The organism is Salmonella sp. 32120201201600049SM, assembly GCF_017572835.1.
In the GTDB taxonomy this organism is placed as follows: Bacteria; Pseudomonadota; Gammaproteobacteria; order Enterobacterales; family Enterobacteriaceae; genus Salmonella; species Salmonella enterica.
In genome coordinates this window covers 20,788-32,790 of the sequence record NZ_JAGESA010000020.1, presented here as the reverse complement: position 1 = coordinate 32,790, position 12,003 = coordinate 20,788, and the positions used below count along the sequence as shown (strand labels likewise).

The following is a 12,003-nucleotide window of genomic DNA, read 5'->3' as shown; positions in this document are numbered from 1 at the left end:
AGGCCTGCCGCCAGCGTTCAATCTGAGCCATGATCAAACTCTTCAATTTAAAAGTTTGATGCTCAAAGAATTAAACTTCGTAATGAATTACGTGTTCACTCTTGAGACTTGGTATTCATTTTTCGTCTTGCGACGTTAAGAATCCGTATCTTCGAGTGCCCACACAGATTGTCTGATAAATTGTTAAAGAGCAGTGCAACGCGGCTTTCGCTCACCGTTGCGAGGTGGCGTATATTACGCTTTCCTCTTTCAGAGTCAACCCTCAATTTCAGGATTTTTCTCTTCAACCGACCGGCTGTTTGTGTGAAGTGATTCACATCCGCCGTGTCGATGGAGGCGCATTATAGGGAGTTCTCTGCTGACCGCAATAGAAAAATTGCAGAAAAATGACTGTTTGCTGCATTCCCCAGCAAAACCCCTGGTTATACCCATTTACGCACAGACTTATCCACAAAATGCGCGTTCATCTCTTGGATCTTCTCACTCTGCAAACGATCTTTCAGGGATAAAAGCAGGGCCAGAATTTAAAAAGAAAAATTCGCGAGCGTTGCGCAAACGTTTTCGTTACAATGTCGCCGCAAAATGAGAATGCCCCATAAGGGGCGTTAGCTGAGTTTTTCACGAAAAATTCAGCTAACGCTCTCTGTAATCGTCAAATCCAGGGGATTTACCATGCAACAACGTCGTCCAGTCCGCCGCGCTTTGCTCAGTGTTTCTGACAAGGCCGGTATCATCGAATTCGCCCAGGCACTTTCCGCACGCGGTGTGGAGCTGCTGTCTACGGGGGGCACCGCCCGCCTGTTAGCAGAAAAAGGCCTGGCGGTGACCGAAGTTTCCGATTACACCGGTTTCCCGGAAATGATGGATGGACGCGTAAAGACCCTGCATCCAAAAGTCCACGGCGGCATCCTCGGTCGTCGCGGCCAGGACGATGCCATTATGGAACAGCACCACATCGCCCCTATCGATATGGTTGTCGTTAACCTGTATCCGTTCGCCGAAACCGTGGCACGCGAAGGCTGCTCGCTGGAAGATGCGGTAGAGAACATTGATATCGGCGGCCCGACCATGGTGCGCTCTGCTGCTAAGAACCATAAAGACGTCGCCATCGTGGTGAAGAGCAGCGACTACGACGCCATTATTAAAGAGATGGATGCTAACGAAGGTTCTCTGACCCTCGACACCCGTTTCGATCTCGCGATTAAAGCCTTCGAACACACCGCCGCCTACGACAGCATGATCGCCAACTACTTCGGCAGCATGGTTCCGGCCTACCACGGTGAAAGCAAAGAAGCCGCCGGTCGCTTCCCGCGTACGCTGAACCTGAACTTCATTAAGAAGCAGGATATGCGCTATGGCGAGAACAGCCACCAGCAGGCTGCCTTCTATATAGAAGAGAATGTGAAAGAAGCGTCCGTTGCCACCGCACAACAGGTTCAGGGCAAAGCGCTTTCCTACAACAACATCGCCGATACCGACGCGGCGCTGGAGTGTGTGAAAGAGTTCAACGAGCCGGCCTGCGTAATCGTCAAGCACGCTAACCCATGCGGTGTGGCGGTAAGTACCTCTATTCTCGACGCTTACGACCGCGCATACAAAACCGACCCGACCTCCGCGTTCGGCGGCATCATCGCTTTCAACCGCGAGCTGGATGCCGAAACCGCGCAGGCCATCATCTCCCGCCAATTCGTGGAAGTGATCATCGCCCCATCCGCAAGCGAAGAAGCGCTGAAAATCACCGCAGCCAAGCAGAACGTCCGTGTTCTGACCTGCGGACAATGGGCAAGTCGCGTTCCGGGCCTGGATTTCAAACGCGTTAACGGCGGCCTGCTGGTTCAGGACAGGGATCTGGGTATGGTGAGCGAAGCTGAATTGCGCGTGGTTTCCAAACGCCAGCCGACCGAGCAGGAACTGCGTGACGCGCTGTTCTGCTGGAAGGTAGCCAAGTTCGTGAAATCCAACGCTATTGTGTATGCCAAAGAGAACATGACCATCGGTATAGGCGCAGGCCAGATGAGCCGCGTGTACTCCGCCAAAATCGCCGGGATTAAAGCGGCTGACGAAGGTCTGGAAGTGAAAGGCTCCGCGATGGCCTCCGACGCCTTCTTCCCGTTCCGTGACGGTATTGATGCCGCTGCCGCCGTTGGCGTGAGCTGTGTGATCCAGCCTGGCGGTTCTATCCGTGATGACGAAGTGATTGCCGCCGCCGACGAACACGGCATTGCGATGATCTTCACCGACATGCGCCACTTCCGCCATTAATTCAGGGAGCAGACGATGAAAGTTTTAGTCATTGGTAACGGCGGGCGCGAACACGCGCTGGCCTGGAAAGCCGCACAGTCGCCGCTGGTTGGTACCGTTTTTGTCGCACCGGGTAACGCCGGTACCGCGCTGGAACCTGCGTTGCAGAACGTGGCTATCGGCGTCACCGATATTCCGGCGCTGCTGAGCTTTGCCCAGAACGAGAAGATCGATCTGACCATCGTCGGCCCGGAAGCGCCGCTGGTGATTGGCGTGGTCGATGCGTTCCGTGCGGCGGGTCTGAAGATCTTTGGCCCAACCGAAGGGGCCGCGCAACTGGAAGGCTCCAAAGCGTTCACCAAAGATTTCCTCGCTCGTCACCAGATTCCGACGGCGGAATACCAGAATTTCACCGAGATTGAGCCAGCCCTGGCTTATCTGCGTGAGAAAGGCGCGCCGATCGTCATCAAGGCCGATGGTCTGGCCGCCGGTAAAGGCGTTATCGTGGCGATGACGCTGGAAGAAGCAGAAGCTGCCGTACACGATATGCTGGCCGGTAACGCCTTTGGCGACGCGGGTCACCGCATCGTGATTGAAGAGTTCCTCGACGGCGAGGAAGCGAGCTTTATCGTGATGGTCGACGGCGAGCACGTTCTGCCGATGGCTACCAGCCAGGACCACAAACGCGTGGGCAATGGCGATACCGGCCCGAATACCGGCGGTATGGGGGCCTACTCACCGGCGCCGGTGGTGACTGATGAAGTGCACCAGCGCACCATGGAACGCATCATCTGGCCAACCGTGAAAGGCATGGCGGCGGAAGGGAATACCTATACCGGGTTCCTGTATGCGGGTCTGATGATCGACAAGCAGGGCAACCCGAAAGTTATCGAGTTCAACTGCCGCTTCGGCGATCCGGAAACCCAGCCGATCATGCTGCGCATGAAATCGGATCTGGTGGATCTTTGCCTGGCCGCCTGCGACGGCAAGCTGGATGAGAAAACCTCCGAGTGGGACGAACGCGCTTCATTAGGCGTGGTGATCGCCGCGGGCGGTTATCCGGGCAGCTACAGCACCGGCGACGAGATCCACGGTCTGCCGCTGGAAGAAGTGGCTGACGGTAAGGTTTTCCACGCGGGCACCAAACTCGCCGATGACGACCGCGTGTTGACCAGCGGCGGACGCGTCCTGTGCGCCACCGCGCTGGGCCACACCGTGGCCGAAGCGCAGAAACGCGCTTACGCCCTGATGACCGACATCCGCTGGGACGGCAGCTTCAGCCGTAACGACATCGGCTGGCGCGCCATCGAGCGTGAACAGAACTAACGGCTGAGTTTAGCCAGCAGCGTTTTGCGCGTAATGCCCAATTGACGGGCGGCTTCGGTTTTGTTGCCGCCCGTTTTTTCCAGCGCCGCCAGAATCACCTCTTTTTCGACGTCCACCAGCGGTTGGATCTCACCACTGTATTCCGTTTTTATCGGCGTCGCGGCAATAGCGAGAGGCAATTCGCGTTCAGAAATGTATTCTCCCGTCAGCAACACCACCGCCCGCTCGATAGCGTTTTCCAGCTCACGGATATTGCCCGGCCAGTCGTAGTGGATCAGCAGATCCATCGCCTGCGGCGTAAACCCCTTTACCGCTTTTCGGTTACGTTCGGCAAAACGCCGCAGAAAATGGTCTGCCAGTAGCGGAATATCTTCCCGACGCTGGCGCAAAGAAGGCATTTCAATCGCCACCACATTCAGGCGGTAATAGAGATCCTGGCGAAAGCGACCGGCACTCACCTCTTCCGCCAGGTCGCGGTGGGTAGCGGCAATTAACCGAACATCCACAGATATCGTCTGGTTACTTCCCACGCGTTGCACTTCGCGCTCCTGAATCGCCCGCAGCAAACGTACCTGCATTAACGGCGAGATATCGCCGATTTCATCAAGAAACAATGTCCCGCCGTCAGCTTCGACAAAGCGTCCCTCCCGACGTTTATCCGCGCCGGTAAACGCGCCTTTTTCGTGGCCGAACAGCTCAGACTCCAGCAGCGATTCATTAAGCGCCGCGCAGTTGAGCGTGACCAGCGGTTTATCGCTCCGGGCGCTACAGGCGTGTAGCGCCCGCGCCACCAGCTCTTTACCCGTGCCGGAGTCTCCGTGAATCAATACCGTGGCGTCTGATGGTGCGACCATCGCGATTTCATTCAGTAAATGTTGCATCGCCGGACTGCTGCCAATCATGCCAAATTGCGCAGCCGACGCCGATGGCAATTCAGCGCCCGTTTCCCGCGTATGCGCCAACGCCTTTTCCAGCGTCTCCTGCAGACGGTCAAAATCCAGCGGTTTAATTAAATAGTCGAGCGCGCCGGCTTTCAACGCCTCTACCGCCGTTTCCACGCTGGAGAATGCCGTCATAATCAAAATCGGAATGGCGGGGTTGAGCGCTTTAATCTCCTTCAGCGTGGCGATACCGTCCATCTCCGCCATACGCACATCGCACAGTACCAGATCAAAGACTTTCTCACGCACCTGAGCCAACGCATCATGCCCACTGTAGGCCAGAGCGACGTTATAGCCCCAGCCCCGAAGCAGCGCCTGTAAAATCGTGCAGTGGCTTACATCATCATCCACAACCAGAATATCGATTTTTCCGCGTATCACCCTTGTTAATCCTGTTGTCTCGCTATCACTGGCAACCAGATAGTAAAGACCGCGCCTTTACCCTCAATACTTTTCACCTTAATCGCGCCGCCATGCTGTTCGATGATATTTTGCACCACAGCCAGCCCCAGGCCTGTCCCGTCAGCTTTGGTCGTAAAATAAGGCGTAAAAATCGCCTCCAGCTGATCCGGGGCGATCCCTTTCCCGCTATCGGTAACAGTGATGATAACGCGGTCGGTCCCACTTTCTTTTGCCTCTACGCTAATCGTTCCCTGGCGGCCAATCGCATGAATAGCGTTCAGGTACAAATTCAACAGCACCTGAGTCAGCCTGTCCGGGTCAGCCTGAATACGCTTAAGCGTCTCATTCGCCGTGAACCTCAACTGAATCTCTCTGCTTTGGGCATCCTGACTGACCAGATTCAGGGAGTGAGTAATAATATCATTGAGGTTAACCGTCTGGAGCGTCAGATGCGCGGGCTTTACCAGTTCGAGCAATTCGCTTACCACCCGGTTCAAACGGTCGGCCTCTTTGGCCATCACCTGCGCCAGTTCATGCGACTCGCCGCCGGCAGGCGTGCGCTCGGCAAAGTATTTCGCCAGCCCTTTGATGGACGAGAGCGGGTTACGAATTTCGTGCGCGACGCCCGCCGCCAGATGCCCCATCGCCACCAGCTTTTCTTTACGCTTCATTGCATCAAGCAGTTCTCTGTGCGAGCGCTGATAACGCTGATGCCAAAAAAACGCCAGTAACGTTGCCAACAGCACCGCCGCTAACGCAGACAAAACAATCAGCGTATTACGCCACTCCCTTGCCTGTGTCGCGGCCAGCTCGCTGGCGTCAAAGGCAATAAAAATAGTTTGTTTCGCTGGTTCGTCGTCATTGGCGCTACGCGCCATGCCGTGCCCCCTCATACCGTGACCTCTCATACCGAAAAGCGGCTGGAACTGACGGTAAATTTCCAGCGCAGGCACCGTCTCGCCGTTAGCAGCAACGTCGACACGCCGCCAACGCTCCTGCGGCCCGGGGTTTAGTTGATGCATTTCAGATGCGGAATAGAGCGATTTGCCCACCATGCCAGGGTTGCTATGAGTAATGATTACCCCCTGCGCATCCGTTACGGCGAACCACAACACGCCTGGCTGACCCGCCATCTCTTCCAGCAATGTCTGCTGCTGCGCGTGATGCATCCGCATTCCCATACCTACTCGCGTGCCGGACTCCAGAGCGCGAATGAGTACATTTCCCTTTTCCAGCAGCGTCTGCCTGGCGGCAGCGCTCTCACGGCCATAGTCGCGAATGACCATAATGGAAAATAGCCCCACCAGAATGAAGATCGCCGCAGGTAACAGCCGACTCAACCACGTTGCAGCGGCATCTTTATGTAATCGTATAAAACTCACAGGCTTCCCCGGCTCGTTTTTATTTTCCTTACTTAAGCAGAGATCATGCCATTCTTCGCTCCGCATAACCGCGCGGTGTCGCACACCCTTTCGGATACGGGTGGGTAAAAATGACTCGCCAGGCGGGTCATGCGAGTCATTTTTACTCGCTTTTTGCCGCCTGAAGCGGGTTAACTCGCTGCCCGACAAGGAATAGTTACCTGGCACGGAAGATGCAAGAGAGAGGATAAGATGAGCAACAGGAGAACGCAAAATGAAACGGAACAATAAATCAGCTATCGCGCTAATCGCCCTCTCTCTTTTGGCCCTGAGCTCCGGCGCCGCCTTCGCCGGGCATCACTGGGGCAACAATGACGGTATGTGGCAACAGGGAGGTAGCCCGTTAACTACGGAACAGCAGGCGACGGCGCAGAAGATTTATGATGATTACTATACGCAGACCAGCGCGCTGCGCCAGCAACTGATATCCAAACGTTATGAATACAACGCGCTACTGACCGCCAGTTCGCCGGATACTGCGAAAATTAACGCGGTTGCCAAAGAGATGGAGTCATTAGGCCAGAAGTTAGATGAGCAACGCGTGAAACGGGATGTCGCGATGGCGCAGGCTGGCATACCACGCGGCGCAGGAATGGGCTATGGCGGTTGCGGCGGCTATGGCGGCGGTTATCATCGCGGCGGCGGTCATATGGGTATGGGAAACTGGTAAAGCATGTATGCCGAATGGCGGCTTCGCCATTCGGTATTCCATCAAAAGGTTTTCGCTTGCGGCTGCCAGTGACAGAAATCTGAATTCGCCACCAGCAAAAGTTGCGATCCTTCCGGCGCCTCCAGCCATGCTACGCTCACCTCTACCGATGAGTGGTTCTGGCGGCGCTCAATGTGGCTTATTGCCCAGGAATCCAGATCCGGTTTCAGCGTTTCACCTTCACAGGTGGTTACCGTATGGTCGGCGTGCCAGCGTCCCTGGCGTAGTATGACCCGCCCCAGGCGCAAGGCGTCGCTGGTCTGACGGATTTGTTCGGCGCGATAGCGATACAAGGCAATCTGATCGTTGGAAAGCTGCTGCTTCTGCCCCCCGACTTCACGCTGCATAAAACTGAGTTCGCCATGAGCGTCGAAACGCGCGCGAATATGTTCTGGCGGTTTGCTGTAAATATTGAGTTCAATAAGCGAAAGCGTATCACCCTGCCAACGATATTCGCTGGTCGTCGTGCTGCCGCTATGCCACGGGCTAAAAACAGAAAGCAGATGGACTTCATCGTTCGTATCTTTACGCCAGATACGCACCGCGCCGTGATCGCCGGCAAAGCCGCTGGCAGTAAACGGAGGCGGTGAAGCGTTATGACTGCAGGCAGTCAGCAACAGCGCGCCAGAAAACAGAAACGCGCGACGCCAGACAGACAAAAGGGGCTGACGAGCCCCTTCGATAAAACTGTTCACAGCTACGCGTCTTACTTAACTGCGTCTTTCAGAGCTTTACCAGAAACAAACGCCGGTACGTTAGCGGCGGCGATTTTGATTTCTTTACCGGTCTGTGGGTTACGGCCAGTGCGCTCAGCACGGTGGTTCACTTTGAAGGTACCGAAACCAACCAGTTGTACAGCATCGCCTTCTTTCAGAGACTCAGTAATAGCAGCCAGAGTGGATTCCAGAGCAGCTTTAGCCTGGGTTTTGGACAGTTCTGCTTTGTCTGCAATTACATCAATCAGTTGAGTCTTGTTCATAAGTTATCCTTACAATGTGTTTATCGCTTGCTAAGCATCGAGTGCGACGGAAATGCCAGAAAAGCACTCTCCTGCATACACGCACCGATAGCCACTTTTTTTCGCCTCCCAAATGTAGACCAGACGGGGGGCATAAGGGAAGCCTTATGGCACGACAAATCAGACGTTAAATCACGTTTTCTGGTGTCATTGCTGAAAATTTATACCGATATTGCTCTCACCAGCCTCGCGCAGGTCTGCCCTGAGCCCTTTTATCAGTTCAATATCGCGTTCTTCGCAGTCGGCTAAAAGTCGGAATATTTCCCACTGAATATCCCATTCCTGTTCAACGGCAGGGTTCGTTTTGAGCTCCTCATCGGTCATTTCCCGACCAGCCTGAGTCATTTCCAACATCGCCACCGTAGTAATTGAAGTCTTACTAACCTCAATAGCGTGTTCCAGCGTTTCGCCGCTAAGACGAGAATGCATTAATTCGCTTAATGCGACGCAGGCATCAATCGCCGGGTAAACGCCGTACAGATCATAGTCGTCAGCTGCCGGAATTGCCTCTTCAAACTTCTCCAGTTGGCTATCGAAATTGACCTTCGCATCTTTCACCGTCAGGGTTTCCCAGATCAGATCCAGAATGCGACGGTAGATCTGTCCGTCGCCGAATTCCGTCTGCTTGCAAAACATGGCGTAGTTCGGGTACATGCGCTCGCACAAGCAGGCCATAAAAGTAACGTGCTGCCAGCTTTCCAGCCGCTCCAGACGCAAATGAATCGGGTTTTGTAACATGATGGAATCTCGAATCGGAAATTAGCGGCAGTTTACCTGAATCAGCGCTGAATTTCTTGCCAACGAACAAACGCCGGACGCCCGGAAGCGACGGCATCCGCCCAGCGCGTCGGCTCCGGCAGGCGATACCCTTTCATACAGCGCTGTACCCACGCCAGCGCGCTGTCAGTACTGATCCGGTGCCCTGTCGCGATAAACAGCGGATTACAGCGCGCCTTGCTGCGCCATACCCACGCCAGTTGCTCGCCTTTATCCATTAAGGGGCTAAGTGCGCCAGGTTCGGCGGAAAGTGGTTCAAATTTACCGCATAGCCGTTTTTTCGCTACGCCGATGGTCGGCACGTCCACCAACAGTCCAAAATGGCTGGCGACGCCAAGCCGACGCGGATGCGAAATACCGTGACCGTCCACAAACAGCAAATCGGGCTTTTGCGAGAGCTGTTCCCACGCCGCCAGCAGCGCAGGATATTCACGAAAAGAGAGAAAGCCGGGGATATACGGCATGGTGGTGGCAATACGCGCCACCTTGTACTCTACCAGTTCAAGCGACGGATATTTCAACAATACCATCGCCGCCCGCGTCACCTCGCCCCCCTGCTCAAAACCGACGTCCGCCCCGCCGATAAACGCTGGCGGATCTTTGTCCAGGCGATCTTCGCGGCAAACCGATGAGGCAAGTTCTATCTGTTGAGCGCGTAGCGACGCGAGATCCATACTAACTCCTTAGTTGTGATACTGCGCAGAAAGTCGGTGCACTGCCTCCACAAATGCGCCAGCATGTTCTGGCGGCACATCCTGATGGATGCCATGTCCAAGATTAAAGACGTGCCCTTCTCCCTGACCGAAACCAGCAAGTATAGTCGCTACCTCGTCTTCGATCCGTGCCGGCGGCGCATACAGCATCGAGGGGTCCATATTGCCCTGCAGCGCCACTTTATGGCCAACGCGACGGCGCGCATCGGCGATATCTGTCGTCCAGTCGAGACCCAGCGCGTCGCAGCCGGTTTCCGCCATCGCCTCCAGCCACTGACCGCCACCTTTAGTGAACAGCGTTACCGGCACGCGGCGACCGTCGTTTTCACGCAGCAGGCCATCGACGATTTTATGCATGTAGTAGAGGGAGAATTGCTGGTAATCGCGGCCAGTCAGCACGCCGCCCCAGGTATCGAAAATCATCACCGACTGCGCACCCGCTTTAATCTGCGCGTTGAGGTACAGCGTGACGCTTTTCGCCAACTTATCCAGCAGCAGATGCAACGCCTGCGGGTCAGCGTACATCATCTTTTTAATCACCGTGAAGGCTTTGCTACTGCCGCCTTCCACCATGTAAGTCGCCAGCGTCCACGGGCTGCCGGAAAAGCCGATCAGCGGAACCTCGCCTTTTAGTTCGCGGCGGATGGTCCGTACCGCATTCATCACATAGCCCAGTTCATCCTCCGGATCGGGAATGGGCAGCTTATCGACATCGCCTTTGCAGGTGACAGGAGCCGTAAAGCGCGGGCCTTCCCCAGCTTCAAAATAGAGCCCCAGGCCCATCGCGTCCGGAATCGTCAGGATATCCGAGAAAAGGATCGCCGCATCAAGCGGATAACGGCGCAGCGGCTGTAAAGTGACCTCGCAGGCCAGTTCGGCATTTTTGCACAGCGACATAAAATCGCCCGCCTGAGCGCGAGTGGCTTTGTACTCCGGTAGATAACGGCCCGCCTGGCGCATCATCCACACTGGCGTAACATCAACGGGCTGGCGCAGCAGCGCACGTAGATAACGATCGTTTTTGAGTTCGGTCATTTTTACATTCCTTTAGCGTTGATGCGCCCAGTGTAACATGTCAATCATATTCAGCCCGACACATTGCCACCGTATCTTCGATCAAACGGCGCGCGACGGTGCCCGGCGGCGGCAGTAGCGGCAGATCGTCATAACGGTACCAATTTGCTTCCAACAGCTCTTTCGGGTCGATGACAATCTCGCCGCTGTCATACTCTGCCATAAACGCCGTCATCAGCGACTGTGGGAACGGCCACGGCTGCGAGGTCACGTAGCGCAGATTTTTCACCTTGATCCCGCTTTCCTCCATGACTTCGCGCGCCACAGCCTGCTCCAGGGTTTCGCCGACTTCAACAAACCCGGCCAGTACCGTATGCACGCCGTTGCGGTGGCGAACGTGCCGGGCAAGTAGAATAGAATCCTCACGGCGGATCGCAACAATAATGCAGGGGGCGATTTGCGGGTAGTAACGCTCGCGGCAATGGCTGCACAGCATCGCCCATTCGGTTTTACTCGGGTGCATAGGGTGCCCGCAATAGCCGCAAAATTTATGCGACCGATAAAACTCCGCCAACTGTACGCCACGTCCCGCCAGTTGGAACAGCCCGGCATCCTGATCGATAACCTGGCGAACCGATCCCATATCATGACGTCGATGCTGTAACACCAGCCAGACGGGCTCGCCTTGCCATTCACCTATCCGGAGTGCGCGCTGCCCCACAAGATCGAAATTTGCCGCCAGCCCGTGTGGTAATTCCCCATACGGCAACCATAATTTTTGTTCATGGCTGACGATCCACCAGCCACTCTCTAATTTTTCAATTATACGATCCATAGCTCTTGCACTACCTTTGCTTCACTGGCATGTTGTTAACATTATTTTTACATTCATGGCGAGCAGCCTTTATCTAACTTGCGGAGACAATCATGCTAAACCAGCTGGAAAACCTGACGGAGCGCGTTGGCGGAAGCAACAAACTGGTCGATCGCTGGCTGGATGTACGTAAGCACCTGCTCGTGGCTTACTACAATCTGGTTGGCATTAAGCCTGGCAAAGAATCGTACATGCGGCTGAATGAAAAAGCGCTGGATGATTTTTGTCAGAGCCTGGTCGATTACCTTTCCGCCGGGCACTTCAGTATTTATGAACGTATTCTCCATAAATTGGAAGGAAACGGTCAGCTTTTACATGCGGCAAAAATCTGGCCGCTGCTGGAAGATAATACGCAGCGCATTATGGATTATTACGACACCAGCCTGGAAACTGCCATCGATCACGATAATTGTCTCGAATTTCAACAAGCTCTGTCAGATATCGGCGAAGCGCTGGAAGCCCGCTTTGTGCTGGAAGACAAGCTGATTATGCTGGTGTTTGACGCGATGCACGACGGCGCCAGAGTCAAACGTCCCGCTTGAGTTCTGCGCGAGTAACGGGTAGTTT

General features: G+C 55.0%; 12 protein-coding genes. 4 read left to right on the top strand and 8 right to left on the bottom strand.

Annotated features, from left to right (window positions below):
• Positions 1 to 672: 672 nt before the first annotated feature.
• Both purH and purD read left to right on the top strand, forming a co-directional pair.
• A complete protein-coding gene (gene purH, locus J4650_RS22185) occupies positions 673 to 2,262 on the top strand; it encodes a bifunctional phosphoribosylaminoimidazolecarboxamide formyltransferase/IMP cyclohydrolase (RefSeq protein WP_001187490.1) in 1,590 nt (529 codons plus the stop codon).
• A gap of 15 nt (positions 2,263 to 2,277) precedes the next feature.
• On the top strand, positions 2,278 to 3,567 hold the full coding sequence (purD, locus tag J4650_RS22180) for a phosphoribosylamine--glycine ligase (protein ID WP_023993915.1): 1,290 nt from the start codon (positions 2,278 to 2,280) through the stop codon (positions 3,565 to 3,567).
• Here the strand turns inward: purD and zraR are convergent.
• Complete coding sequence (zraR, locus tag J4650_RS22175) at positions 3,564 to 4,889, bottom strand: sigma-54-dependent response regulator transcription factor ZraR (RefSeq protein WP_000617928.1); 1,326 nt, start codon at positions 4,887 to 4,889, stop codon at positions 3,564 to 3,566. The two genes, purD and zraR, sit on opposite strands and share 4 nt — an antisense overlap.
• Positions 4,890 to 4,894: 5 nt before the next feature.
• The gene (gene zraS, locus J4650_RS22170; RefSeq protein ID WP_001532197.1) at positions 4,895 to 6,292 is read right to left on the bottom strand and encodes a two-component system sensor histidine kinase ZraS; all 1,398 of its coding nucleotides are present in this window, start codon (positions 6,290 to 6,292) and stop codon (positions 4,895 to 4,897) included.
• Between the two features lie 253 nt (positions 6,293 to 6,545).
• Between zraS and zraP the strand changes: the two genes are divergently transcribed.
• Complete coding sequence (gene zraP, locus J4650_RS22165; RefSeq protein WP_000828129.1) at positions 6,546 to 7,001, top strand: zinc resistance sensor/chaperone ZraP; 456 nt, start codon at positions 6,546 to 6,548, stop codon at positions 6,999 to 7,001.
• Between the two features lie 41 nt (positions 7,002 to 7,042).
• Here zraP and J4650_RS22160 read toward each other — a convergent pair whose 3' ends face one another.
• The 6 genes from J4650_RS22160 to nudC all read right to left on the bottom strand — a co-directional run bounded on the left by J4650_RS22160 (position 7,043) and on the right by nudC (position 11,397).
• The gene (locus J4650_RS22160) at positions 7,043 to 7,735 is read right to left on the bottom strand and encodes a DUF1481 domain-containing protein (RefSeq protein ID WP_001083931.1); all 693 of its coding nucleotides are present in this window, start codon (positions 7,733 to 7,735) and stop codon (positions 7,043 to 7,045) included.
• Positions 7,736 to 7,746: 11 nt separating this feature from the next.
• Complete coding sequence (hupA, locus tag J4650_RS22155) at positions 7,747 to 8,019, bottom strand: nucleoid-associated protein HU-alpha (RefSeq protein ID WP_001044509.1); 273 nt, start codon at positions 8,017 to 8,019, stop codon at positions 7,747 to 7,749.
• A gap of 186 nt (positions 8,020 to 8,205) precedes the next feature.
• Entirely contained in the window at positions 8,206 to 8,796 is a 591-nt protein-coding gene (locus J4650_RS22150) for a YjaG family protein (protein WP_000940092.1), read from the bottom strand.
• A 41-nt stretch (positions 8,797 to 8,837) separates the two neighbouring features.
• Complete coding sequence (gene nfi / locus J4650_RS22145) at positions 8,838 to 9,509, bottom strand: deoxyribonuclease V (protein ID WP_023993916.1); 672 nt, start codon at positions 9,507 to 9,509, stop codon at positions 8,838 to 8,840.
• A gap of 9 nt (positions 9,510 to 9,518) precedes the next feature.
• Positions 9,519 to 10,583, bottom strand: coding sequence for a uroporphyrinogen decarboxylase (gene hemE, locus J4650_RS22140; RefSeq protein ID WP_000137625.1), 1,065 nt, complete (start codon positions 10,581 to 10,583; stop codon positions 9,519 to 9,521).
• A 40-nt stretch (positions 10,584 to 10,623) separates the two neighbouring features.
• Positions 10,624 to 11,397, bottom strand: a complete 774-nt coding sequence (gene nudC / locus J4650_RS22135) for an NAD(+) diphosphatase (RefSeq protein WP_000373960.1) — start codon at positions 11,395 to 11,397, stop codon at positions 10,624 to 10,626.
• A gap of 92 nt (positions 11,398 to 11,489) precedes the next feature.
• Here nudC and rsd point away from each other — a divergent pair, with 92 nt between their 5' ends.
• Positions 11,490 to 11,978, top strand: a complete 489-nt coding sequence (gene rsd, locus J4650_RS22130; protein WP_000934315.1) for a sigma D regulator — start codon at positions 11,490 to 11,492, stop codon at positions 11,976 to 11,978.
• Positions 11,979 to 12,003: the final 25 nt, after the last annotated feature.

Coding starts and splice junctions, on each gene's coding strand:
- purH (WP_001187490.1), top strand. CDS start 673: ATGCAACAACGTCGTCCAGTCCGCCGCGCTTTGCTCAGTGTTTCTGAC.
- hupA (WP_001044509.1), bottom strand. CDS start 8,019: ATGAACAAGACTCAACTGATTGATGTAATTGCAGACAAAGCAGAACTG.
- purD (WP_023993915.1), top strand. CDS start 2,278: ATGAAAGTTTTAGTCATTGGTAACGGCGGGCGCGAACACGCGCTGGCC.
- zraP (WP_000828129.1), top strand. CDS start 6,546: ATGAAACGGAACAATAAATCAGCTATCGCGCTAATCGCCCTCTCTCTT.
- J4650_RS22150 (WP_000940092.1), bottom strand. CDS start 8,796: ATGTTACAAAACCCGATTCATTTGCGTCTGGAGCGGCTGGAAAGCTGG.
- rsd (WP_000934315.1), top strand. CDS start 11,490: ATGCTAAACCAGCTGGAAAACCTGACGGAGCGCGTTGGCGGAAGCAAC.
- nudC (WP_000373960.1), bottom strand. CDS start 11,397: ATGGATCGTATAATTGAAAAATTAGAGAGTGGCTGGTGGATCGTCAGC.
- nfi (WP_023993916.1), bottom strand. CDS start 9,509: ATGGATCTCGCGTCGCTACGCGCTCAACAGATAGAACTTGCCTCATCG.
- hemE (WP_000137625.1), bottom strand. CDS start 10,583: ATGACCGAACTCAAAAACGATCGTTATCTACGTGCGCTGCTGCGCCAG.